Raw genomic sequence first — 24086 nt, 5'->3', positions numbered from 1 at the left:
ACACAATATATTGTATATTATAATTCTTGAACTATTAATTTGTAAAACTCTAAAATTTATAGATATGCATAAAAAAAGCAGTTAATCTTAATTTTTCATAGATTAACTGCTTAATTGATATATTTTATTCATTAAGATTTATTATCCCTTATTCATAGGAAGTATTAAATAAATTTTAAACATATCTCCTTCTTTTTTTATGCTAACTTCCCCACCATGAAGTTCAACTATACTTTTTGTTATTGCTAGACCTAATCCAGAGCCTTCAACCTTTGAATTTCTTGACTTATCACCCCTTGCAAATCTTTCAAACATTTCATCTTCTTTAAAGTTCATTTCATAATTTGCAATATTTTTCACGCCAATCATAACATAATCCCCTTCCATGTCTACATCAATGTAGACTCGGGTATTATCCAATGAATATTTAATTGCATTAATTATTATGTTTTCTATAGCTCTAGACATCATCTTTCCATCCAGTTCCATATATACAGCATCTTCTTTGCTTGTCACTTTAAATGAAATATTTTTTTCTTCATATAATGTACTATATTCCCCTACCCCTTGATGTATTAATGATAATATATCTATCAGCTCTCTATTTAACTTAATCTTTCCGCTATTAATTTTGGACATCTCAAATAGATCTTCAATTAAAACTTTTAACTTCAAAGATTTTCTTTCTAATATTGATAGATATTCTTCCCTCTCCTCTTCTGTTATATGACCATTTTTTAATATATTTACGTAATTTATTATAGACGTCAATGGTGTTTTTAAATCGTGAGATACATTAGATATCAGCTCAGTCTTTAGTTTCTCATTATGTACACCATTTTCTAGAATTTCTTTATATCCTGCTTTTATTGAATTAATGTTTTCAGCTAATTCCTTTACTGCTGGAGATCCATCAAATTTAATATCCTCTTGCAAATTTCCTTCACTGACTTTTTTAAGCGCATCATTAACAACTATTATATCTAATGTCTTTTTTAATGCGTACATTATGGTAAAGAAAAGTATTATGATTACAAATACAGTTCCTTTGAAAGGATATGTCTGAAAAAATTTTACAAATATATTGTTCGTATAACCGCCAGTTGCAAGAAAATACAAATAAGTTATTAGTAATATTAATGCTACAGTTATAGATATTAGTAAAGCATTTCTAGTTTCTTTATAATGAAATCCATTTTTAATTACAAAAATCATATTTTTAGCAAAATTAGATTGGATTTTTGGTGACTTTGGATTCTTCTTTATTATAAAGACAATCTTAGTAATAAAACTTACATATACAATAAGTGATATTATTAAATTGGGTTGATTATTTCTAATCTCATTAACTGCTAACTCATGCTGCACTCTATTTATCTGTATATAGTCACCTAAAGCTGAAAATAAGATTAATGTTATTAATACTACAATTATTATATCAATGGAATAAATACCATTAAGATATTCCTTAATCTTCTTTTTCAATCTTGTATCCAATTCCCCACACCACCTTAATATATTCAGGCTCTTTTGTGTTTATTTCTATTTTTTCTCTTATTCTTCTAATATGCACTGTAACAGTATTTTCACTTTTATAAAATATCTCTTCCCATACATTTTCATATATTTCTTTTATGGAGAATACTTTTCCTAAATTTGAAGCTAATAAATGAAGTATTTTATATTCTGTAGCAGTCACTTTGATTTCTTCTCCACGTAAGGTGATTTTTTTAGCAATAGTATCAATAACTAAGTCCTTTACTTTAATTATATCTTTTCCTTCTTCAACGCTTAGTGGTTTTTCATATCTTCTTAATTGTGATTTTACTCTAGCAACTAATTCTAAATGATTAAATGGTTTTGTTATATAATCGTCCGCGCCAACATTTAACCCCAATATCTTATCCGAGTCTTCACCTTTTGCAGATAACATTATTATAGGAAGGTTTTGGCTTTCCCTAATTTTCAAACAAGTTCTTATTCCGTCAAGCTTAGGCATCATTATATCTAATATGATTAAATGTATTTTTTCTTGTTCAAGAATATCTAATGCTTCTAAACCATCTTCTGCTTTAAATACTTTTAAATTTTCTCCTCTTAAATATATTTCAATAGCATCTCGTATTTCCTTTTCATCATCAACTACCAATACGTTAAACATATCAATTCCTCCTAAAGTCCATAACCTTAATATTATAATCTATTATTTCTATGAACTTATCCTTTTAATTATATACTGCCTTTTTAAACTCTTCTGAATCTTTAACTGGATCAAAATCATGCTCAGTCTTTGCCACTTCTTTCACTCCCGCATCCATCTGTATCGCTTTATTTAAATAAGTCATTGTATTTATTACGTCACCTTTCCTCCCATAAATAGATGCAATACCATAATAAGTCCACTCATAATCCTCAACTTCCAAATCTTTATTATACCATTCTAATGCTTTATCAAAATTTTCATATAACTCATATGTAAGTGCTTTATTAAATCGTGCATAACCATAATTACTATCAATACTTAGGGATTTATCTATATCTTTCATCCCACCATCATAATCTCCATTATAGGCTTTTGCAATTCCTCTTATATTATATCCCATTGCATTGCTAGGGAACTCGTTTATAAGTAAATCTGCCTTATTAATTGCATCTGCGTAGGTATGAGAAAAAAATGAAGTATATGCTTCATTATATAATTCATTTTCTCTATCTGAATATTCTTCTTTTTCATCTGTTGCAGCATTATTATTTATTTTATCACTATCGTCACTAATTTTCTCAACATCATCATTAATTTTTGTTTCTCCCATATTAGAAGGTGATATTATTTCTTCTTGCTCTTCTTTTTTATTTCCTAAATTCTCTTTATTCATTTTTTCTAACTTATCATAGACTATTACTACTATTGCCAGTACTATCAAAACTGCCAATAGTATTCTCTTATATTTGTCTTTTCCTGGCAACTTAATTCCAAACATATAGTACTCCTTCTTTTTAGAAACTTTATCTGAACTTCCTATTTACTCGAGTCTAGATACTCCTGCTGTCCAATCTCATATAAATTGTTTCCTTCTGCATCTATAATAACAACTAATGGCATATCTTTTACTTCCATCTTTCTTATAGCTTCAGCACCTAAGTCCTCATATGCAATTACTTCAGACTTTACAATACTCTTCCCAATTAATGCAGCTGCTCCACCTATAGCACCAAAGTAAACTGCTTTATTTCTCTTTATTGCCTCTATTACCTCAGCATTTCTTGCACCTTTACCAATCATTCCTTTTAAACCTAAGTCCAGTAACGTTGGCGCATAAGCATCCATTCTATAACTAGTTGTAGGCCCTGCTGAGCCTATTACCTTTCCTGGTTTTGCTGGTGAAGGTCCAACATAATATATAGTCTCATCCTTTATATCTAAAGGTAGCTCTTTTCCATCATTCAATAATTCTATCAGTCTTTTATGTGCGGCATCTCTAGCAGAATAAATTACTCCACTTAATAGAACACTATCCCCTGCCTTTAAGTTTAATATCTTATCTTCTGTAATAGGTGTTTTTAACTTAATCTCCATTACTTTCTTCCTCCAATATTATAGTTATATTATCACTTCTTTATGTCGTGTAGCATGGCAATTTATATTTACTGCAACAGGTAATCCTGCTATATGTGTCGGGTAAGTTTCAATGTTTAATCCTAATGCGGTAGTTTTTCCTCCAAATCCTTGTGGTCCTATACCTAATTCATTTACTTTTTCTAATAATTCAACCTCTAAATTTTTATAAAACTCATCTTTATTTCTTATATTAATAGGTCTAAGTAATGCCTTTTTAGCAAGATAAGCAGCTTTATCAAAGGTTCCCCCTATTCCAACACCTATAACCATTGGCGGACATGGATTAGGTCCTGCTGCTCTAACTGTATCTATTATAAACTTTTTAACGCCATCTAATCCATCAGACGGCTTTAACATTCCTATTTTACTCATATTCTCTGATCCAAAACCTTTTGGCGCTAAAGTAATCTTAACTTTATCTCCATCTACTATATCATAATAGATTATAGCTGGTGTATTATCTTTTGTGTTTACTCTCCTTAGTGGATCTTCTACAACTGATTTTCTTAAAAAGCCTTCCTCGTATCCTCTTCGCACACCTTCGTTTATAGCATCTTCAAGTCTTCCTCCGATTAAATGTACATCTTGTCCTACTTCAATGAAAACACATGCCATTCCTGTATCTTGGCACATTGGCATTTCTTCATTACTTGCAATTTCGGAGTTAATAATTATTTTATCTAAAACTTCAGTTGCTAGTTTCCAAGTTTCTTCTTTCTTAGATTTCAATAATGCCTCTTTAATATCTGTCCCTAAAAAATAATTTGCTTCAATTGCTAATTTTTTCACTGCATCTCTAATAAGTTCAACATTAACTTCTCTCATCACTAACAGCTCCTCTTTCAATTACTTATCGTTATTTCTAGAGCTATTTTTATAAGATCATATTCTTATCGTAGCTCTACTCTTATTACTACATATAAGTTTAAAAGTATTCCTTGTTATTTACAACCCCAAATAAATTTATTTGCATTTAAAATATATATTGTAAGCTTAAAACTGAAATTATATGTTAATTCAAGCTATATGTAGATAAATATTACAATATAATTTCATATTAAATTATATTTTTATAATACCAGCTTTCATATTTACTCCTTCTTAATACTATACTTTAATATAAATATTTATATCGCAAAGAGGTGAAATTATGAATAATAATTATTTAAATAAAATCCTTACAACTATCATTTATTTCTTAACTATTATCCTAATATGTTTAATTTTATATAATCTATTTTTAATAATAGACAAACTTTATTATTCATCTCAATCACCTCGAAATAGCCTGCAGGTAAGCCCTATTCATATGAAATCAAGAGATTAAGAACTAAGAACTTTTACTTTCAAAGTACTTATTAACACCACTTGCTATACCTTTTGCAATTTTAATTTGATGCTCATCTGTTTTTAATCTCTGCTCCTCCTCATAATTAGATAAAAAACCACATTCAACAATGACGCAAGCTCCTTCATATCCATCTCTCAATATTCTATATTGTTTTTCAGCCGCCTTAGCAACTCTTTTGTTTTTATCATCTATTGTATCTTTCAATGAATTTTGAATATTTTCTGCTACAAGCTTACTATTATCATTAGCTGCATACCAAACTTGTGCTCCAAAGCAGCTACTTTGTGGAAACATATTCTGATGTATAGAAATAAATACATCACACTTAGTATCTTTCTTCATCTGACATCGTGCATTTAAATCCTTAACCTTTTTAGCATCTAACTCAGTATCTCCTTCCCTTGTTAAGTAAACTACGTATCCTGAATCTTCTAACTCTTTTTTTAATTTTTCAGATATCATCAAATTTATATTTTTTTCTATAGTTCCATTTTTAGATCTTGCGCCTCCGTCAATTCCTCCATGGCCTGGATCTATTAATATTATCTTTTGCTCTTTAGTTTCTTCTGAATTAGCTTTCATTGGAACTCCAAATATCAAACAACATATGCAAAATAATATAACTACTTTTTTAATTCTCATTAGTTTTCTCCTCCAGAATATTAACATCATTTACTCTATATTGTTTGCTATATAATTCTATTTATTCAGATTAATTTTTAATAATTCAACCTACTTCATTCTTTACTATTTTTTATATGAGCTAAGAAACATCCGCAAAAATGGTTGGTAGCTCTGCACATCTAATGTTCTGTTCTAATATTACTTTCTGTCTTTTCTGTAATTATTTCCATAATAAAAAGCCGCTAATTTTTACTTACTAGCAGCTTTAAAGTTATTCCTCTTTAATCTCATCTTCTAATTCTTGAACTAATTCTTTTTTATATTTATAGTATTATTTCTGGCAATGCTTTATTTAATACTATTGATATATATGATTTGAAATAGACTATCAGTAACTTTTAATTCTTTTTGTAACAGCATCATTTTTAATACCTATAATTTCATCTGCTATATATTTTAATTCTCCTAATGTAAATAACTTACATACAATATCACTTTCATTGGTACACGGAAATGTCTTTTTAAGTTTTGGATCTTTTAAATCTGGTTTTACTACACAATTAAATACTAATTCTTTAAATGCTGCCACCATGTCCTTTTTTACTAAAGCATCAATTTTACGTTTCACTTCTGAATTTGGTTCTATTATTGAAACATCTATTCCTAATCTAGATATATATATTTCTTCCACAATCTTTGCCCTCCTAAAGTCATACTAATCTATTCAATTTAATTATCCTATTTTCCAATTTATTCCACATTATTAAATTATATATACTTTTTTCACAGAATGCAACCTATATGTATACTTCAACAATATAGCATACTTTATTTCATTTTACAGATTCATCCATTCCCTATATTGTTTCTATTAGATCTAAAACAAAATGATTCAGTGTAAAACTTAGACTCAAACCATGGTTAATATTACATATGCATGTAAATTGAATAGTAAAAGAATAAAAAAATAAAGCTATAGACTTACAAAACAGTATTATGACAGGCTGAATAAACGCAGAATCGAAAAAATACAATAATACCTTTAAATAAAAAATAGTACGTACTCTTAATATAAAAAGGAATAAATAATAAGTTTTAATATATTTTTACATAAAAAAAATCCCACAAATACTTGATTTGTGGGATTTCTGAAACTCCAGATATTATCTCTTTGAGAATTGTGGAGCTCTTCTTGCTTTTTTAAGACCGTATTTCTTTCTTTCCTTCATTCTTGGGTCTCTTGTTAAGAATCCAGCCTTTTTTATTTCTGACTTTAAAGCTTCATCAGATTTAACTAATGCTCTAGCAATACCGTGTCTGATAGCTCCTGCTTGACCTGTAAATCCACCACCGTGAACATTTACTAAAACGTCAAACTTATCCTTAGTTCCTGTTAGAACTAATGGTTGGTTTACGATAACTCTTAATGTTTCTAAACCAAAAAATTCTTCTATTTCTCTTTTATTTACAACAACCTTACCATTTCCTGGTACAAGTCTTACTCTTGCAACTGATTTCTTTCTTCTTCCAGTTCCCATGTATTGAACTTTTGCCATTTCTTATTCCTCCTCCCGAGATCGTATTAGTATCTTAATTCTAGTACTTCTGGTTTTTGAGCTGCATGATTATGTTCAGCACCTCTATATACGTTTAATTTCTTTAACATTTGTCTTCCTAATACACCATTTGGAAGCATTCTTCTAACAGCTTCTTCAAAAGCGAATTCAGGTTTCTTATCTAATACTACTCTATATGGAGTTTCTTTTAATCCGCCTGGATAAAGACTATGCTTTCTCATTAATTTTTGATCTAATTTCTTACCAGTTAAAACTACTTTTTCTGCGTTAATTACGATAACGAAGTCTCCGCAGTCAACATTAGGTGTAAATATTGGTTTATTTTTACCTCTTAAAATTGAAGCAACTTGGCTAGCAACTCTACCTAGTGGCTTACCAGCAGCATCAACAACATACCATTTTCTTTCGATTTCACTTGCTTTAGCAATGTATGATTTCATCTGTTTCCCTCCCTGAACTTACATTAATTCTTTACTTCTTATAAGTAAAATTTTTTATGTCAAGACCCGGGGCTAGTGGATCTTATATACATAAATGATTTAACAAACAAACCTAATTATAATACACGGATGCGGGTGTGTCAACATCTTTTTGCCATTTAATAAAAAACTTTTTCTAGTATTAAGCCGTTTGGTGGCACGCACATTCCTGAACGTTTTCTATTTCCTTCTATTATTATATGTTCTATATCTTCTACTTGTAGTTTTTCATTTCCGACCTTTATTAAGGTTCCTACTATTATTCTTACCATATTATATAAAAAACCATCAGCTGTTATGAATATCTTTATTTTTTCTCCATCTTGTTCTATATACAGTTCTGTAATTGTTCTTATAGTAGTTTTTATAGAACTTCCAGGAGACATAAATGCCTTAAAATCATGCTTACCTATAAAATAATTACAGGCTTTTCTCATTCTATCTACATCTAATCTATACTTATAATGATATAAATATTGATGACCCAAAGATAATCTTTCACTTCTATTCACAATTGTATATGAATATGTTTTACCTTTTGATGAGTATCTAGCATGAAACTCTTGATCCACTTCTTCTGATTTTATTATAGATACATCCTCTGGTAACCTTGTATTTATAGCCTCTCTAAACTTATCTCCAGGTATTGTGCTATCAGTGAAGAAATTTGCAACCATTTCCCTTGCATGGACTCCTGCATCAGTTCTAGAACTTCCATTAATCTGAATTTCTTCACCTGTTGCTTTATATATAGCTGTTTCTATTACCTTCTGAACAGTTCTTCCCTTAGGCTGCCTTTGCCATCCACAAAAGTTACTCCCATCAAATTCAATTATTAATTTTATATTTCTCATTTATATCCCTTAATCCTATGTCAATATAAATCTAACTGTCAAGCACCATAAAAATAGCAATCCAGATATAGCAAATGCTATTGTATCCCTAGACGAAAACTTTAATACTTTCATTCTAGTTCTTCCTGTTCCGCCTCTATATCCTCTTGCTTCCATAGCCATAGCTAACTCATCAGCTCTTCTAAACGAACTTATAAATAACGGTACTAATAATGGTACTAAACTCTTAGCTTTCTTTATGATTCCACCTGATTCAAAATCAGCGCCTCTAGCCTTCTGTGCCTTCATTATCTTATCCGTTTCATCAATTAATGTAGGAATAAATCTTAATGCTATCGTCATCATCATAGCTAATTCATGGGCTATTTCTTTTCCAATTGGCTTAAGCAGCTTTTCAATTCCATCTGTTAATTCAATAGGAGATGTAGTTAATGTTAGTAATGATGTTCCTACTATTAATAAGACTAATCTTATAGCCATAAATATTGCTGTATTCAATCCTTCTGGATATACTTTTAAGAAACCCATACTAAATATTTCAGTTCCTTCTGCACCTCTAACCATAAATATATTTAAAATGGCAGTTAGAGCAATCAATAAAAAAACAGGTTTTAATCCATTAAAAATAAACCTAAATGGAATTTTTGCTACTAGAATTATCGCAAGCAAAAATACAACTATAGCCGTATATCCAATAAATTTGTCTATAATAAATAGGCACACAATAAAAAATATAGATATTAAAATCTTGGTTCTAGGATCTAACTTGTGAATAAATGATTCACCCGGCAAGTATTGCCCTATTGTGATATTCTTCAACATAGTCTTGTCTACTCCTCTCTTACCTTATTTTTATTTAGAATGGACAAGAGTTCTTTCTTAGCTTCTTCTATTGTAAATACATTATCTGAAATATTAAAGCCCTTCTTCCTTAACTCCCTAACCAAATATGTTACCTGCGGTACACCAAGACCTATTTCTTCAAGCATATCAATTTCTTTAAATACTTCTGCCGGTGTTCCTTGTAATGCTACTCCGCCATGATTCATTACAATAACTCTTTCCGCAATTTTTGCGACATCCTCCATACTATGGCTCACTATAATTATTGTCATATTATAGTCTTTATGTAACTTACTTATTTGATTTAAAATATCGTCTCTACCTTTAGGATCTAGCCCTGCTGTAGGCTCATCTAAAATTAAAGTTGTAGGTTTCATAGCTATTACACCAGCTATGGCAACTCTTCTTTTTTGACCTCCGCTCAAATCAAATGGAGATTTATCCTTATATGTTTCATAATCAAGACCAACCATTTCCATAGATTCAATCACTCTATCTTTAATTTCTTCATCAGAGAGTCCCAAATTTTTAGGTCCAAATTCTATGTCTTTAGCTATAGTCTCTTCAAAAATCTGATATTCTGGATATTGAAATACTAATCCAACTTTTTTCCTAATATCAATTAATTTAGCGCTCTTACTCGTAATATCTACTCCATCTACAATTATTTTTCCGCTAGTAGCTTCTAATAATCCATTAAAATGCTGAATTAATGTTGATTTACCTGAACCAGTGTGCCCAATTAGTGCCACAAATTCCCCATCTTTTATCTCCAAAGATACATCATTCAAGGCAATCTTTTCAAAAGGGCTTTTAGGCGCATATATATGTGTTAAATTTTCTACTTTAATTGACATAATTCATTCACCATCTCATCTACATTTAATATTTTTTCATTTATATTTATTCCTGCCTTTTTTAATTCATAAGCTAATTCTGTCACTTGCGGAACATCTAATCCTATCTTTTTCATGCGCTCTACCTGTGGGAATATTTCTCTTGGCGTACCTTCCATCATAACACTTCCACCATCCATTACTATGATTCTATCTGCTTGTGCAGCTTCATCCATATAATGAGTTATTAGAACTATAGTAATACCATGTTTCTCATTAAGATCTCTAATAGTTTTTAGAACCTCTTTTCTTCCTAGTGGATCTAACATAGCTGTTGGCTCATCAAAAATTATACATTCAGGTTGTATGGCAAGAATTCCTGCTATTGCAATTCTTTGCTTCTGTCCTCCAGATAAAAGATGTGGTGCGTGCTTTTTATACTTGCTCATCCCAACTTTTTCTAAACTTTCATCAACTCTTTTTCTTATTTCTGATGGCTCAACTCCTAGATTTTCTGGTCCAAAGGCTACATCCTCTTCCACTATTGTAGCAACTAATTGATTATCTGGATTCTGAAATACCATTCCAGCTTTAGACCGAATATTCCATACATTATCTGGATCAGTTGTATCAAGCCCATCGACAACTACTGTACCTTCTGTAGGTACTACCAATGCATTCATATGCTTAGCTATTGTTGATTTTCCTGATCCATTATGCCCTAATATAACTAAAAATTCACCTTTTTTTACACTTAAATTGACATCCTTTACTGCATACTTTTCTTCTTTAACTCCATCTGAGTCTTTTATATATTTAAAAGATACATTTGTGCATTTTACCATTGCATCACTCATAGTAACCCCTCCATGATGTTTTATTGTTAATATATTATACAAATGTCTTATACCAATGTATAAATTACTACATTAATAGTTTAATTATATATCAAAATTTCATACGTTCAATAAAAAGCGATTTTTTTAATAAACTAATAAAAAACCTCTCTATAATATATTAATCTCATTTTTATTTTTATATGTCAAAATAGGGATTAAGTCTAAACCTAATCCCTATTAGAAATTGTATTATACTAATTCAAGTATTACTATCTCAGCTCCGTCCCCTCTTCTAGGACCTTTTTTAATCATTCTTGTATATCCGCCATTTCTTTCAGTATACTTTGGAGCTACATTATCAAATAAATTCTTAACAACTAATTCTTCTTGAACATAAGATAAAACTTGTCTTCTAGCATGAAGATCTCCTCTTTTTCCAAGAGTAATCATTTTTTCTGCTATTGATCTAGTTTCTTTAGCTCTTGTTTCAGTTGTCTCGATTTTACCATGTTTTAATAGACTAGTAACAAGATTTCTTAGCATAGCTCTTCTTTGGTCTGTAGGAAGACCTAATTTACGATGACTTGCCATGGATTTACCTCCTTACTCCTCGGTTAGTTTTAGGGCTAAACCTAATTCTTTAAGCTTTCTTTCAACTTCTTCTAAAGATTTCTTTCCTAGATTCCTTACTTTCATCATATCATCCATAGATTTTGTAGCAAGTTCTTGGACTGTATTAATTCCGGCTCTCTTTAAACAGTTATATGATCTAACTGATAAGTCAAGTTCTTCTACAGTCATTTCTAGGACTTTTTCTTTCTTATCGTCTTCTTTTTCTATCATTATTTCAACATCATTGGTATTATCTGTTAATGACATGAATAATTTAAAGTGTTCAATAAGTATTTTTGCTGATAAACTAATGGCTTCATCTATTTTTATAGTTCCATTAGTCCAAATTTCTAAAGTTAATTTATCATAATCAGTAATTTGACCAACTCTTGTATTATCAACAGTAAAATTAACTCTTTTTACTGGTGTATAAATAGAATCAACTGCTATAGCTGAAATTGGTAATTCTTCACTCTTATTTTTATTTTGAGTGACATATCCTCTTCCCTTATTAACTGTCAATTCCATATAAAGTCTTCCATCGTTATCTAAAGTTGCAATATGTAAATTCTTATTAACAACTTCAACATCTCCATCAGTCTTTATATCAGCTCCAGTAACTTCACCTGGTCCTTTAGCATCAATATAAATAACTTTTGGACCTTCACCATTCATTCTTAGAGCTAATGATTTAATGTTAAGAATTAATTCAGTAACGTCTTCTTTAACTCCTTGAACGGTAGAAAACTCATGAAGTACTCCATCAATTTTGACAGAGGTTGCTGCAACTCCAGGAAGAGATGATAATAATATTCTTCTTAGGGCATTTCCTAATGTAATACCATATCCTCTTTCTAGTGGCTCAACAACATACTTACCATAAGTACCATCTTCATTAGCTTCTATACATTCTATTATTGGCTTTTCGATTTCTAACATTGACAAACCCTCCTTATATTATAAATGGCAACCTTATTATGAGGGCAACTGATTCTATATTTGCATATATTGTGATAAATTTCTCTAACAAATATAAATATATTATTTACTGTATAACTCAACAATAAGTGTTTCGTTAACAGGCACATCTATATCTTCTCTTGATGGCTCTGCAACTACCTTTCCTTCATAGTTATCAACATTAGCTTCTAACCATTTTGGTAAAGTCTTTGGATTTTCAACAAAAGTCTTGAACTTTTCACTTGATCTGCTCTTTTCGCATACAGTAATTACATCATTAACTGAAACATTGTATGAACAAATATCAACTTTCTTACCATTTACTAAGAAATGTCCATGAGTTACTAATTGTCTAGCCTCATTTCTTGATGCACCATAACCTAATCTATAAACTACGTTATCAAGTCTCATTTCTAGTAATCTAAGTAAGTTTTCACCTGTAATACCTTTTATATGCTCAGCTTTTTCATAATATGTTCTAAATTGGCCTTCTAATATGCCATAAATTCTTCTTGCTTTTTGCTTTTCTCTTAATTGAACACCATAGTTCGATACTTTCTTTTTGTTTGACCCATGTTGCCCTGGTGCATAGCTTCTTCTAACAAAAGCACATTTATCTGTAAAACATCTATCACCCTTAAGGAAAAGTTTCATACCTTCTCTTCTACATAATCTACATGTAGCGCCAGTATATCTTGCCATTAAATTACACCTCCTATTACTACGGTTATATTAGACTCTTCTTCTCTTTGGTGGTCTACAACCATTATGTGGTATTGGAGTAACATCTTTTATTAAAGTTACTTCTAATCCTGCTGCTTGTAAGGATCTTATAGCTGCTTCTCTTCCTGAACCAGGTCCTTTAACATAAACCTCTATACTTTTTAAGCCGTGTTCCATTGCTACTTTAGCTGCAGTTTCTGCTGCCATTTGAGCTGCAAATGGTGTGCTCTTTCTTGATCCTCTAAAGCCTAGTGCTCCTGCACTTGACCATGATAAAGCATTTCCTACTGCATCTGTTAAAGTAACTATTGAATTATTAAAAGTTGACTTAATGTGTGCAGCACCATGCTCAACATTTTTTCTTTCTTTTCTTCTTCTAGTCTTCTTTACTTTTTGAGCTGCCATTATCTTCCCTCCTTACTATTTCTTCTTATTAGCTATAGTTTTCTTAGGACCTTTTCTAGTTCTTGCATTAGTCTTAGTTTTTTGTCCTCTTACTGGAAGACCTCTTCTATGTCTAATTCCTCTATATGATCCTATTTCTACTAATCTCTTGATATTTAAAGCGACATCTCTTCTTAAGTCACCTTCAACCATTAAATTTTTGTTGATATAAGTTCTGATTTCGTTAACTTCATCTTCTGATAAATCCTTAACTCTTGTATCTGGATTAATTCCTGTTGTAGCTAAGATTTTTTGTGAAGTTGATAATCCTATACCATATATATAAGTTAAACCTATTTCAACTCTTTTTTCTCTTGGTAGGTCAATACCTGATATTCTTGCCATTAAAATTTACACCTCCTGATAATTGAAATGTATAACAGATTTTATATTTTTATATTTATAATAAAATTCTAGGTCAATAGAAACTTTCCATTGCCAGCCGCCCTAAAATTTATTTTTGATTAATTAAACGACTATATAATCATATTTGACTTTTGCTGAAATGTCAATATTATTTACATTTATTTTAATGCAGATAATATTGTAAGTTGATCATTAGCCTTGTTTTTGCTTGTGCTTAGGATTTTCACAGATTACCATTACTTTTCCTTTTCTTCTGATTACTTTGCACTTTTCACAAATAGGCTTAACTGATGGTCTTACTTTCATAGCTAACCCTCCTCATATTACTTTTGTGGTAGATATTAACTAAATCTACATATCTACCTTATTTTGCTCTCCATGTAATTCTACCTCTTGTTAAATCATAAGGAGAAAGTTCTACTGTAACTTTATCTCCAGGTAAAATTCTTATGAAGTTCATTCTTAACTTACCTGATATATGTGCTAGAATCTTATGGCCACTTTCAAGTTCAACTTGAAACATCGCATTTGGTAAAGATTCTAGGACTGTACCTTGCATTTCTATAACATCATCTTTTGACATAAGGTAATCAACCCTCCTTAACAATGCCTCTAAGTTTTAGGAATCTCTTAATCTTTAAATCAGTACTCTTATCGCATGATTGTATTAATGAAAACAATTCATTATCTACATCTTCTAAAATACTTAAGTGTTTAATCTTTTTCTTCTTAGGCATATCAATTAACTTTGTATCCCCATTTGCTAGTAATACATAATTATTATCTATCTGCCTAACAACAACATATAAGTAATCTCTATCTCTTCCTGCTTTTGAAAGTACTACTTTTCCAATCAAGTCATTGTTTTGCAAATTTTTCACCTCTATGATTACCTTAGTATAAATTAACACTACCACAATGGTATTATGCAAATTTATAACTAAGCAACACTCTTTTTTCTACTTAATCAGTGTTAATATTTCAGGTCCATCTGATAAAATTGCAACTGTATTTTCATAATGCGCTGATAAAGAAGAATCTGCGGTTACAACTGTCCATCCGTTTTTCAACGTTTTTACCTTATAGGTACCCGCATTAATCATAGGCTCTATTGCTAATACCATACCTTTAAGCAACTTTGGCCCCTTACCAGACTTACCGAAATTAGGTACATTAGGATCTTCATGAACCTTTCGTCCAATCCCATGCCCTACAAAATCTCTTACAACTGAGAAACCTGCTGCTTCTACGTAGCTTTGTATTTCATGTGATATATCAGTTAATTTATTTCCTTCTCTAGCGAATTTTATACCTTCAAAGAAACTTTCCCTTGTTATATCAATTAATTTTTGAGCATCTGCAGAGATATTTCCAACAGGAAATGTCCTTGCTGCATCCCCATGAAATCCATCAAAGAATGCCCCACAGTCGACACTAACTATGTCCCCTTCTTTAAGAACATACTCTCCTGGAAATCCATGTACTACCTGCTCATTTACTGAAATACACAGTGACGAAGGAAAACCATATAAGCCTTTAAATGAAGGTTTTGCTCCATGCTTAGTTATAAATTCTTCTGCTATTCTATCTAAATCTGCAGTTGTCACTCCGGGTTTTACTTCTTCTTCAAGCAATAGCAATGTTTCTCCTACTATTCTACCTGCTTTTTTCATTATGGCTATTTCATCATGATTTTTTATTATAATCATTACTTATTGTTCCCCAGTATTTCACATATGCCTCTGAAAACATCATTTATAGCTTTTGTGCCATCTACTTCTGAAAGCAATTGTTTTTCAGAGTAAAATTCAACTAATGGTTGTGTTTCTCTTTCATATACATCAAGTCTTTCTTTTACAGTATCAACCGTATCATCTTTTCTTTGTATAATCTCACTTCCACACAAGTCACATTTTCCTTCATTTGTTGGAGGATTGAATTTAACGTGATAACTTGCTCCACACGATGGGCAAACTCTTCTACCAGTCATTCTTTCTAAAATGAATTCATTAGGTACCTTTATTAGTAATGCAGTATCTAATTGTTCGTCTCTCTCTATAAGAAAGCTGTTAAGAGCATCAGCTTGAGCCACAGTTCTAGGAAAACCATCCAGTAAATATCCAACCTTACAATCTTCCTGTTGCAATCTATCCTTAACCATGTTAATTGTTACTTCATCAGGAACTAACTGTCCGTTATCCATGTAACTCTTTGCTTCTATTCCTAGAGGAGTGTTTTCAGAAATGTTTTTTCTAAAAATATCTCCCGTAGAAATATGTGGTATTGAATATTTATTACTGATTGACTTAGCCTGTGTTCCCTTTCCAGCTCCTGGAGGTCCTAGTAATACTATCTTCACTGGCTTCATCTCCATTTATTCTAATCTATTTAAGAAATCCTTTATAATGTCTAACTATCATTTGTGATTCTACTCTTCTCGTAAAATCTAATGCAACATTTATAACAATCAATAGTCCTGTTCCTGAAAAAGCTATATTTTGAAATTGTGTATAATTCTCTATGATCTTTGGAGTAACAGCTAAAATTGCAGCTAAAATTCCTCCAATAAAAGATACTCTATTCAAAACTCTTTCAAAAAATATTGTGGTCTCTTCTCCTGGTCTTACTCCTGGTACAAAACCTGCTGATTTATGAAGATTTTCAGACATTTCGTCAGGTTTAAAAGTAATTTGAGTATAGAACCAATTAAAAAATATTGTTAGTATTGCATATAATACCAAATACATCCAACTCTTAGAATTAAATATACTTGTATTATTAGTCAATATCCATTTTGCCCACTCTTTATCGCCACCGAACAGTGTTGCAATTGTCCTTGGAAAATCCATTACTGACATGGAAAATATAATTGCAAGAACGGCAGATCCTATTATACTTAATGGAATATGAGTCGATTGTGATTTTACCATATTACTATTTCCAGAGGAAAATTTACCTGCATATTGTACAGTAACTCTTCTCTCTGATAAAGAGAAATATAGGATGGTTCCAAGTAAAAGCACAATAAACGCTCCAAATAATATAATTTCTACAATACTTGCACTCCCAGCTTCCTGCATTGTCATCATTGACCCAATTGTCATTGGAACTCTTGAAATTATATTAATGAATATCAAAATAGATGTTCCATTACCAATACCTTTAACTGTAATTTGGTCTCCAAGCCACATACAGAATGTTGTTCCAACTACTAACGCAAACACAATAATAAGCTTTTGCATTAAGTTTATCCCATTTGTAGCACCACTACTTGAAATTGTAGCTAGAATTCCATAAGCTAATATAAATGAGATTCCAAGAGATACATAACGCGTAGCGTTCTGTATCTTTTTCCTTCCTGTATCTCCCTCTTTTTGAAGTTGCTCCATTTGAGGTATAGCAACAGTTAATAGCTGCATTATAATTGATGCATTAATATATGGCATAACTCCTAATGCTAATATACTAGATCTACTAAAAGCACCTCCAGAAAGCATATCATAAAATCCTAATAAACCACCAGAATTTGATAGGTTTTTCAAATAATCAGAGTTAATTCCAGGAAGAGGAATATGACTTCCTAACCTGAAAGCTGCAACTAATAATATTGTCCATAGAATCTTTTTTCTAAGTTCAGGAACCTTGAATGCATTACGTAGAGTTTGAAGCACTTTACATCACCTCAACTTTTCCCCCAGCTGCCTCAATCTTTTCTATAGCAGACTTAGAGAACTTACATCCTTTAACTGTTAAGCTTTTTTCTAATGTCCCGTTTCCAAGAATCTTAACTCCATCTAATACTTTACTTACTACTCTTCTTTCAAGTAATACTTCTGGAGTAATTTCTGTACCATCTTCAAAAATATTTAATCTGTCAAGATTTATACTAACAATCTTCTTTGCAAAAATGTTAGTAAAACCTCTCTTAGGAAGTCTTCTATATAAAGGCATTTGACCACCTTCGAAACCAGGTCTTACACCACCGCCTGATCTTGCATTTTGGCCTTTTTCACCTTTACCAGCATTTCTTCCTAAGCCAGAACCAGTACCTCTACCAATTCTTTTAGGTGCTTTTTTGCTACCTTCTGCTGGTTTTAATTCGTGAAGTTTCATATTCAGTGCACCTCCTTATTCTATACTTCTTCTACTTTTAGTAGATATTCAATCTTTTTTATCATACCTTGTACTTGAGGTGTTGCCTCAGGTTCTACTATTTTACCTATTTTTTTAAGTCCAAGAGCATTTGCAGTAGCGATATGGTCCTTCTTTCTACCGATTAAGCTCTTTACTAATGTAACTCTTAATTTAGCCATTGCAATGCCTCCTAACCTAATATTTCTTCTACAGATTTGCCTCTTAATTTAGCTATATCTTCAGCTGTTCTTAAACTAGCTAATCCGTTTATTGTAGCACTTACCATGTTATTTGGATTGTTTGAGCCTAATGATTTAGCTCTAACATCCTTTAATCCAGCTAATTCAAGTACTGCTCTAGCTGGGCCTCCAGCGATAACTCCTGTACCTTCTTTAGCTGGCATAATTAGAACATTTGCAGTTCCAAATTTACCATTCACTTGGTGAGGAATTGTTGTTCCTACCATTGCAACACTTACTAAGTTTTTCTTAGCATCTTCTATTCCTTTTTTAATTGCTTCTGGGATTTCGATTGACTTACCCATTCCAACTCCAACGTGTCCGTTCTCATCACCGACAACAACTAGAGCGCTGAATCTGAAGTTTCTACCACCCTTAACAACCTTAGTAACTCTGTTTATAAAAACAACCTTTTCTTTAAGGTCTAGTGTACTAGGATCGATTCTCATTTATTTCCCTCCTTGTTTATTAGAATTTCAAGCCTGCTTCTCTAGCTGCTTGTGCTAATTCTTGAATTCTTCCGTGATATATGTATCCGCCTCTATCAAATACCACTGCATCAATTCCTTTTTCTATAGCTCTCTTGGCAACAACTTCTCCAACAAGTTTAGCACCTTCTTTAGTTCCACCTTTAGCAGCAAAATCTTTGTCTAAACTTGAAGCAGCTACTAGTGTAACTCCATTTATATCATCAATAACTTGTGCATAAATATTCTTTTCACTCTTAAAAACTGAAAGTCTTGGTCTTTCTGCAGTACCAGAAACTTTTCTACGAACTCTAAGGTGACGCTTTTCTCTACCTGCTTTTTTGTCTACCTTTTTGAACATAAAACTCACTCCTTTCTATTATTTCTTACCAGTCTTACCTTCTTTACGTCTAATCACTTCGTTCTCATACTTAATACCTTTGCCCTTATATGGTTCTGGTACTCTCCATTTTCTTATATCTGCTGCTGCAAATCCAACTTTTTCTTTGTCGATTCCGCTAACTACTACTCTAGTTGCAGCTGGAGTTTCAAATGTGATTCCGTCAATAGGTTCAATTTCAACTGGATGTGAATATCCAAGGTTCATTACAAGTTTCTTTCCTTGTAATTGAGCTCTATAACCAACACCAACTAAATCTAAAGTTTTTTGGTAACCTTGCTTTACTCCAATTACCATATTATTAATTAATGCTCTTGTCAAACCGTGAAGAGCTCTGTGATCTTTTTGTTCACTATGTCTAGTAACAATTACTTCATTGTTTTCAACAGCTATACTAATATCTTTATGCATAGTCTTAACTAGCTCACCTTTTGGTCCCTTAACTGTAACAGCATTATCTGGTGTTACAGTTACAGTTACATCAGCAGGAATAGCTATTGGTAATCTACCTACTCTTGACATAATTGCACCTCCTGTATTATTTTAAAATTGCACTTTTCTACAATTCTACTTTGTTAAATTTATCTTAAATATTACCAAACGTAACAGATTACTTCTCCGCCTAATCCGTTCTTTCTTGCTTCTCTATCTACCATTATTCCATTTGAAGTTGAAACAACAGCAACACCTAATCCATTAAGAACCTTTGGTACTTCATCTTTCTTACAATAAACTCTTAATCCTGGCTTAGAAATTCTCTTAATACCAGTTATAACTCTTTCTTTGTTTGCTCCATATTTAAGAGATAATCTTAACATTGGAACAACTCCGTCATTATATTCATTTATTTCTTTTATATAACCCTCTTGTAATAATATATTTGCAATTTCCTTCTTTACATTTGAAGAAGGTACTTCTACCACTTCATGTCTTACAGCATTAGCATTTCTTACACGAGTTAATAAATCTGCTATAGGATCTGTCATAACCATTTAATGTGCCTCCTTTCGTTACATTGTATCTATTACCAACTTGCTTTTCTACAACCTGGAATTTCGCCCTTATAAGCAAGTTCTCTAAAACAAATACGGCATACTCCATATTTTTTTAACACAGCATGTGGTCTTCCACATATTCTGCATCTTGTATAAGCTCTTGTTTTATATTTAGGAGTTTTGCTCCACTTTTCAATAATAGCCTTACGTGCCAATGTGTTTCCCTCCTTATTATTGAGCGAATGGCATTCCAAGGAATCTTAATAATTCCCTAGCTTCTTCGTCAGTGTTTGCTGTAGTAACGAAGATTATATCCATTCCTCTTACCTTATCTATTTTATCATATTCTATTTCTGGGAATATTAATTGTTCTTTGATTCCTAATGAATAATTTCCTCTACCATCAAAAGCCTTACTAGAAACTCCTCTGAAATCTCTAACTCTTGGTAATGCAATACTCATTAGTTTATCTGCAAATTCAAACATTTGAGCTTTTCTTAGAGTAACCTTACATCCTAATGGCATGTTTTCTCTAATTTTAAAGTTAGCTACAGATTTCTTTGCTCTTGTCAATATAGGCTTTTGACCTGCTATTAAAGTCAAATCATTAACAGCTGATTCTAAGACCTTTTGATTTTCTTTAGCTTCTCCAACTCCCATATTGATTACGATCTTTTCTAACTTTGGAACTTCCATTATGTTTTTATATCCGAACTTTTCAATCATAGCTGGAATTACTTCTTTTTGATATTTTTCTTGAAGTCTTGTCATATTAGTTACCTCCTTTCAAAGTTTAGAATGTTTCTCCACACTTCTTGCATTTTCTAACTTTAGTGCCGTCAGCTAAAATCTCATTTTGGATTCTAGTTGCATTCTTACATTTGTTACAATATAACATAACTTTTGAGCTGCTGATAGCTGCTTCTTTTTCAATTATAGCGCTTTCAACTTGACCCTTATTAGCTTTTTGATGTTTCTTTACTATATTAACTCCTTGAACAAGAACCTTTCCTGTCTTTGGATATGCTTTTAATATTTCGCCAGTTTTGCCTTTATCTTTTCCTGATATAACAATAACTGTATCATTCTTTCTTACATGTATCTTCAAGTTGGCCACCTCCTCTTATAGAACTTCTGGTGCTAATGATAGAATTTTATTAAATTCTTTATCTCTTAGCTCCCTAGCAACAGGTCCAAAGATACGAGTTCCTTTTGGTTGCTTATCATCCTTGATTATAACTGCTGCGTTTTCATCAAATTTAATATATGAACCGTCTGCTCTTCTTACACCTTTTACTGATCTAACTACAACTGCCTTTACGACTTCACCTTTTTTAACAACTCCACCTGGTGTTGCACTTTTAACGCTAGCTACTATAATATCACCGATATTACCAAACTTTCTTTTAGATCCGCCTAAGACTCTGATACACATAATTTCTTTTGCACCTGAATTATCCGCAACCTTTAATAAGGTTTGTTGTTGTATCATTAAATTACCCTCCTTTCAGTTTTACAGCCTATTTAGCCTTTTCAACTATTTCAACAAGTCTCCATCTCTTATCTTTAGATAAAGGTCTAGTTTCCATTATTGATACTCTATCGTTAATTTTAGCTTCATTATTTTCATCATGTACTTTAAACTTTGTAGTTCTATTAACTGTTTTTCCATATAATGGATGTCTAACCTTAGTTTCAACAGCAACTACAATAGTTTTTTCCATTTTATCAGAAACAACCCTACCAATTCTTCTTTTTCTTAATGATCTTTCCATTAGGGCTTACCTCCTTCCAACTTTTATTGTTCCAATGCTTTTAATTCTTCTTCTCTTAAGATGGTTTTTATTTGGGCTATAGATTTCTTAACTTCTCTTATTCTCATTGGATTTTCTAATTGTCCTGTAGCTAATTGAAATCTTAAGTTAAATAATTCAGCTTTAAGATCTCCTAACTTAACTGTTAAGTCTTGAGGATTGCTTGATTTCAATTCTTTTAATTCTCTAGCCTTCATTATTCTTCACCACCCATTTCCTCAAAATCTCTTTTTGAAACAAATTTTGTCTTTACAGGAAGTTTGTGTGAAGCAAGTCTCATTGCTTCTCTTGCAGTTTCTTCAGCTACTCCTGATAATTCAAATAGTACCCTACCTGGCTTAACTACTGCAACCCAGTATTCTGGTGATCCTTTACCTGAACCCATTCTTGTTTCAGCTGGTTTTTCTGTAACTGGCTTATCTGGGAAAATCTTTATCCAAAGTTTTCCACCTCTTTTAATGTATCTATTGATAGCAATTCTGGCAGATTCAATTTGATTACTTGTTATCCATCCACAAGATAGTGCTTGAATTCCGTAATCGCCATAAGCTAAGAAATTACCTCTTGTTGCTTTACCTTTCATTCTGCCACGTTGCACCTTACGATGTTTTACCCTCTTAGGCATTAACATGATCTATTCCTCCTTTCCTATGCGTTAGCCTCTTCCTTTTCTACTTTCTTAGTTGGAAGAACTTCTCCATTATAAACCCAAACCTTAACTCCAATTTTTCCATATGTTGTATCTGCTTCTGCAAATCCATAATCGATATCAGCTCTTAATGTTTGTAGTGGAATTGTTCCTTCATGGTAGTGTTCAGTTCTTGCTATTTCAGCTCCACCTAATCTACCAGAACATGCAGTCTTTACACCTTTAATTCCATGCTTCATAGCTCTTTGCATTGTTTGCTTCATAGCTCTTCTGAATGAAATTCTCTTTTCTAATTGCGCAGCAATGTTTTCAGCCATTAATTGAGCATCTGCTTCTGCACTCTTTACTTCTACTATGTTTATTAAAACATTTTTACCTTCAATGAATTGAGTTAATTTATTTTTTAAGCTCTCAATCCCTGATCCACCTTTGCCTATGATGACACCTGGCTTTGCTGTATATATGTTTAATTTAACTCTCTTAGCAGCTCTTTCAATTTCTATTTTAGAAATACCTGCTGCAAAAAGTTCTTTTTTTACAAATTTTCTAATTCTGTTATCTTCAACAAGATTATCAGCAAAATTCTTCTTATTAGCATACCATTTTGCATCCCATCCCTTGATAACGCCTACTCTAAGGCCGTGAGGATTTACTTTTTGACCCACTTGCTTTTCCCTCCTTTATTTACTAAGCTCTTTCTTTAACAACTACTGTTATATTGCTTGTTTTCTTTAATATTTTGAATGCTCTACCTTGAGCATGAGGTTGGAATCTCTTTAATGTTGATCCTTGACCAACGAAGCATTCTGAAACATATAAGTTATCAGCATTTAATTCTAAATTATTTTCTGCATTTGCAACAGCTGATTTTAAAACCTTATTTATTACTACTGCTGCTTCTCTTGGAGTATATTGTAAAATAGCAAAAGCTTCATTAACTTGTTTTCCTCTTATTAAATCAAGAATTACTCCTACCTTTGTTGGAGACATTCTGATATATTTTGCTATAGCTCTAGCTTCCATTTATGATCCTCCTTTCCAGGCTATCTTTTTGATGTTTTATCTGCGTCATGACCTTTATAAGTTCTAGTTAATACAAATTCACCTAACTTATGGCCAACCATGTCTTCTGATATATATACTGGTACATGCTTTCTTCCATCATGAACAGCTATTGTGTGTCCAATGAATTGTGGGAAAATTGTTGAACTTCTTGACCAAGTTTTAACAACCTTTTTTTCTCCATTACCATTCATTTCTT

At 31.7% G+C, this 24086-nt stretch carries 40 protein-coding genes; all 40 read right to left on the bottom strand.

The window, feature by feature from the left end; translation table 11 throughout:
- Positions 1-141: 141 nt before the first annotated feature.
- Entirely contained in the window at positions 142-1497 is a 1356-nt protein-coding gene (locus tag CLOBL_RS17865) for a HAMP domain-containing sensor histidine kinase (RefSeq protein WP_077860261.1), read from the bottom strand.
- Positions 1469-2161 carry a response regulator transcription factor gene (locus tag CLOBL_RS17860; RefSeq protein WP_009167852.1) on the bottom strand — a complete coding sequence of 231 codons (693 nt, stop codon included), beginning with the start codon at positions 2159-2161 and terminating at the stop codon, positions 1469-1471. The genes CLOBL_RS17865 and CLOBL_RS17860 overlap by 29 nt, the downstream gene beginning before the upstream one ends.
- A 64-nt stretch (positions 2162-2225) precedes the next feature.
- The gene (locus CLOBL_RS17855) at positions 2226-2981 is read right to left on the bottom strand and encodes a hypothetical protein (RefSeq protein ID WP_077860260.1); all 756 of its coding nucleotides are present in this window, start codon (positions 2979-2981) and stop codon (positions 2226-2228) included.
- 38 nt (positions 2982-3019) lie between these two features.
- Complete coding sequence (locus CLOBL_RS17850) at positions 3020-3577, bottom strand: Fe-S-containing hydro-lyase (RefSeq protein WP_077860259.1); 558 nt, start codon at positions 3575-3577, stop codon at positions 3020-3022.
- 24 nt (positions 3578-3601) lie between these two features.
- On the bottom strand, positions 3602-4444 hold the full coding sequence (locus CLOBL_RS17845) for a fumarate hydratase (protein ID WP_077860258.1): 843 nt from the start codon (positions 4442-4444) through the stop codon (positions 3602-3604).
- Between the two features lie 505 nt (positions 4445-4949).
- Positions 4950-5612 carry an N-acetylmuramoyl-L-alanine amidase CwlD gene (cwlD, locus tag CLOBL_RS17840; protein ID WP_077860257.1) on the bottom strand — a complete coding sequence of 221 codons (663 nt, stop codon included), beginning with the start codon at positions 5610-5612 and terminating at the stop codon, positions 4950-4952.
- A 370-nt stretch (positions 5613-5982) separates the two neighbouring features.
- Positions 5983-6285 carry a hypothetical protein gene (locus CLOBL_RS17835; RefSeq protein WP_077860256.1) on the bottom strand — a complete coding sequence of 101 codons (303 nt, stop codon included), beginning with the start codon at positions 6283-6285 and terminating at the stop codon, positions 5983-5985.
- Between the two features lie 472 nt (positions 6286-6757).
- Positions 6758-7150: a 30S ribosomal protein S9 gene (gene rpsI, locus CLOBL_RS17830; protein ID WP_077860255.1), complete on the bottom strand. Its 393-nt coding sequence runs from the start codon at positions 7148-7150 to the stop codon at positions 6758-6760.
- A gap of 26 nt (positions 7151-7176) precedes the next feature.
- Complete coding sequence (rplM, locus tag CLOBL_RS17825; RefSeq protein WP_009167845.1) at positions 7177-7611, bottom strand: 50S ribosomal protein L13; 435 nt, start codon at positions 7609-7611, stop codon at positions 7177-7179.
- Positions 7612-7769: 158 nt separating this feature from the next.
- Positions 7770-8504, bottom strand: a complete 735-nt coding sequence (truA, locus tag CLOBL_RS17820) for a tRNA pseudouridine(38-40) synthase TruA (RefSeq protein WP_077860254.1) — start codon at positions 8502-8504, stop codon at positions 7770-7772.
- A gap of 15 nt (positions 8505-8519) precedes the next feature.
- Entirely contained in the window at positions 8520-9326 is an 807-nt protein-coding gene (locus CLOBL_RS17815) for an energy-coupling factor transporter transmembrane component T (RefSeq protein ID WP_077860253.1), read from the bottom strand.
- Positions 9327-9334: 8 nt separating this feature from the next.
- The gene (locus CLOBL_RS17810; protein ID WP_077860252.1) at positions 9335-10204 is read right to left on the bottom strand and encodes an energy-coupling factor transporter ATPase; all 870 of its coding nucleotides are present in this window, start codon (positions 10202-10204) and stop codon (positions 9335-9337) included.
- Positions 10189-11040, bottom strand: a complete 852-nt coding sequence (locus CLOBL_RS17805; protein WP_009167841.1) for an energy-coupling factor transporter ATPase — start codon at positions 11038-11040, stop codon at positions 10189-10191. The genes CLOBL_RS17810 and CLOBL_RS17805 overlap by 16 nt, the downstream gene beginning before the upstream one ends.
- 231 nt (positions 11041-11271) lie before the next feature.
- Positions 11272-11613, bottom strand: a complete 342-nt coding sequence (gene rplQ, locus CLOBL_RS17800) for a 50S ribosomal protein L17 (RefSeq protein WP_009167840.1) — start codon at positions 11611-11613, stop codon at positions 11272-11274.
- 12 nt (positions 11614-11625) lie between these two features.
- On the bottom strand, positions 11626-12573 hold the full coding sequence (locus CLOBL_RS17795) for a DNA-directed RNA polymerase subunit alpha (RefSeq protein ID WP_077860251.1): 948 nt from the start codon (positions 12571-12573) through the stop codon (positions 11626-11628).
- A gap of 102 nt (positions 12574-12675) precedes the next feature.
- Positions 12676-13296 (bottom strand): 30S ribosomal protein S4, encoded by a 621-nt coding sequence (rpsD, locus tag CLOBL_RS17790; RefSeq protein ID WP_009167838.1) that lies wholly within the window; start codon positions 13294-13296, stop codon positions 12676-12678.
- Positions 13297-13326: 30 nt separating this feature from the next.
- Positions 13327-13722 (bottom strand): 30S ribosomal protein S11, encoded by a 396-nt coding sequence (rpsK, locus tag CLOBL_RS17785; RefSeq protein ID WP_009167837.1) that lies wholly within the window; start codon positions 13720-13722, stop codon positions 13327-13329.
- Between the two features lie 15 nt (positions 13723-13737).
- Positions 13738-14106 carry a 30S ribosomal protein S13 gene (gene rpsM / locus CLOBL_RS17780; RefSeq protein WP_009167836.1) on the bottom strand — a complete coding sequence of 123 codons (369 nt, stop codon included), beginning with the start codon at positions 14104-14106 and terminating at the stop codon, positions 13738-13740.
- Between the two features lie 213 nt (positions 14107-14319).
- The gene (gene rpmJ, locus CLOBL_RS17775; RefSeq protein WP_003156543.1) at positions 14320-14433 is read right to left on the bottom strand and encodes a 50S ribosomal protein L36; all 114 of its coding nucleotides are present in this window, start codon (positions 14431-14433) and stop codon (positions 14320-14322) included.
- A 58-nt stretch (positions 14434-14491) separates the two neighbouring features.
- Positions 14492-14710, bottom strand: a complete 219-nt coding sequence (gene infA / locus CLOBL_RS17770; protein ID WP_002582630.1) for a translation initiation factor IF-1 — start codon at positions 14708-14710, stop codon at positions 14492-14494.
- Positions 14711-14717: 7 nt separating this feature from the next.
- Positions 14718-14999 carry a KOW domain-containing RNA-binding protein gene (locus CLOBL_RS17765; protein ID WP_077860250.1) on the bottom strand — a complete coding sequence of 94 codons (282 nt, stop codon included), beginning with the start codon at positions 14997-14999 and terminating at the stop codon, positions 14718-14720.
- A gap of 87 nt (positions 15000-15086) precedes the next feature.
- Positions 15087-15836, bottom strand: coding sequence for a type I methionyl aminopeptidase (gene map / locus CLOBL_RS17760; protein ID WP_009167834.1), 750 nt, complete (start codon positions 15834-15836; stop codon positions 15087-15089).
- On the bottom strand, positions 15836-16486 hold the full coding sequence (locus CLOBL_RS17755; RefSeq protein WP_009167833.1) for an adenylate kinase: 651 nt from the start codon (positions 16484-16486) through the stop codon (positions 15836-15838). The genes map and CLOBL_RS17755 overlap by 1 nt, the downstream gene beginning before the upstream one ends.
- A 25-nt stretch (positions 16487-16511) precedes the next feature.
- Positions 16512-17798, bottom strand: a complete 1287-nt coding sequence (secY, locus tag CLOBL_RS17750) for a preprotein translocase subunit SecY (RefSeq protein WP_077860249.1) — start codon at positions 17796-17798, stop codon at positions 16512-16514.
- Position 17799: 1 nt separating this feature from the next.
- Positions 17800-18240 carry a 50S ribosomal protein L15 gene (gene rplO, locus CLOBL_RS17745; protein ID WP_009167831.1) on the bottom strand — a complete coding sequence of 147 codons (441 nt, stop codon included), beginning with the start codon at positions 18238-18240 and terminating at the stop codon, positions 17800-17802.
- A gap of 20 nt (positions 18241-18260) precedes the next feature.
- A complete protein-coding gene (rpmD, locus tag CLOBL_RS17740) occupies positions 18261-18440 on the bottom strand; it encodes a 50S ribosomal protein L30 (protein ID WP_009167830.1) in 180 nt (59 codons plus the stop codon).
- 11 nt (positions 18441-18451) lie between these two features.
- Positions 18452-18949: a 30S ribosomal protein S5 gene (gene rpsE / locus CLOBL_RS17735; RefSeq protein WP_009167829.1), complete on the bottom strand. Its 498-nt coding sequence runs from the start codon at positions 18947-18949 to the stop codon at positions 18452-18454.
- Between the two features lie 19 nt (positions 18950-18968).
- Positions 18969-19328, bottom strand: a complete 360-nt coding sequence (gene rplR / locus CLOBL_RS17730; RefSeq protein WP_009167828.1) for a 50S ribosomal protein L18 — start codon at positions 19326-19328, stop codon at positions 18969-18971.
- Between the two features lie 18 nt (positions 19329-19346).
- Complete coding sequence (rplF, locus tag CLOBL_RS17725; protein WP_009167827.1) at positions 19347-19889, bottom strand: 50S ribosomal protein L6; 543 nt, start codon at positions 19887-19889, stop codon at positions 19347-19349.
- Between the two features lie 71 nt (positions 19890-19960).
- A complete protein-coding gene (gene rpsH / locus CLOBL_RS17720; protein ID WP_009167826.1) occupies positions 19961-20359 on the bottom strand; it encodes a 30S ribosomal protein S8 in 399 nt (132 codons plus the stop codon).
- A 32-nt stretch (positions 20360-20391) separates the two neighbouring features.
- Positions 20392-20577 carry a type Z 30S ribosomal protein S14 gene (locus CLOBL_RS17715; RefSeq protein ID WP_009167825.1) on the bottom strand — a complete coding sequence of 62 codons (186 nt, stop codon included), beginning with the start codon at positions 20575-20577 and terminating at the stop codon, positions 20392-20394.
- 16 nt (positions 20578-20593) lie between these two features.
- A complete protein-coding gene (rplE, locus tag CLOBL_RS17710) occupies positions 20594-21133 on the bottom strand; it encodes a 50S ribosomal protein L5 (protein ID WP_009167824.1) in 540 nt (179 codons plus the stop codon).
- Between the two features lie 22 nt (positions 21134-21155).
- On the bottom strand, positions 21156-21470 hold the full coding sequence (rplX, locus tag CLOBL_RS17705) for a 50S ribosomal protein L24 (RefSeq protein WP_009167823.1): 315 nt from the start codon (positions 21468-21470) through the stop codon (positions 21156-21158).
- Between the two features lie 15 nt (positions 21471-21485).
- Positions 21486-21854, bottom strand: coding sequence for a 50S ribosomal protein L14 (rplN, locus tag CLOBL_RS17700; protein ID WP_009167822.1), 369 nt, complete (start codon positions 21852-21854; stop codon positions 21486-21488).
- A gap of 28 nt (positions 21855-21882) precedes the next feature.
- Positions 21883-22137 (bottom strand): 30S ribosomal protein S17, encoded by a 255-nt coding sequence (gene rpsQ, locus CLOBL_RS17695; protein WP_009167821.1) that lies wholly within the window; start codon positions 22135-22137, stop codon positions 21883-21885.
- Positions 22138-22160: 23 nt separating this feature from the next.
- Entirely contained in the window at positions 22161-22373 is a 213-nt protein-coding gene (gene rpmC, locus CLOBL_RS17690) for a 50S ribosomal protein L29 (protein ID WP_009167820.1), read from the bottom strand.
- Positions 22373-22807: a 50S ribosomal protein L16 gene (gene rplP / locus CLOBL_RS17685; protein ID WP_077860248.1), complete on the bottom strand. Its 435-nt coding sequence runs from the start codon at positions 22805-22807 to the stop codon at positions 22373-22375. The genes rpmC and rplP overlap by 1 nt, the downstream gene beginning before the upstream one ends.
- A gap of 17 nt (positions 22808-22824) precedes the next feature.
- Positions 22825-23490 (bottom strand): 30S ribosomal protein S3, encoded by a 666-nt coding sequence (gene rpsC, locus CLOBL_RS17680; protein WP_009167818.1) that lies wholly within the window; start codon positions 23488-23490, stop codon positions 22825-22827.
- Positions 23491-23512: 22 nt separating this feature from the next.
- Positions 23513-23848, bottom strand: a complete 336-nt coding sequence (rplV, locus tag CLOBL_RS17675; protein ID WP_009167817.1) for a 50S ribosomal protein L22 — start codon at positions 23846-23848, stop codon at positions 23513-23515.
- A 20-nt stretch (positions 23849-23868) separates the two neighbouring features.
- A partial coding sequence (gene rpsS / locus CLOBL_RS17670; protein ID WP_077860247.1) for a 30S ribosomal protein S19 occupies positions 23869-24086 on the bottom strand: 218 nt, incomplete at its 5' end.

This window comes from Clostridium sp. BL-8, assembly GCF_002006495.1.
Classification (GTDB): Bacteria; Bacillota; Clostridia; order Clostridiales; family Clostridiaceae; genus Clostridium.
Note: the sequence above shows the minus strand (reverse complement) of the source record. Positions and strands in the feature narration are given on the sequence as shown.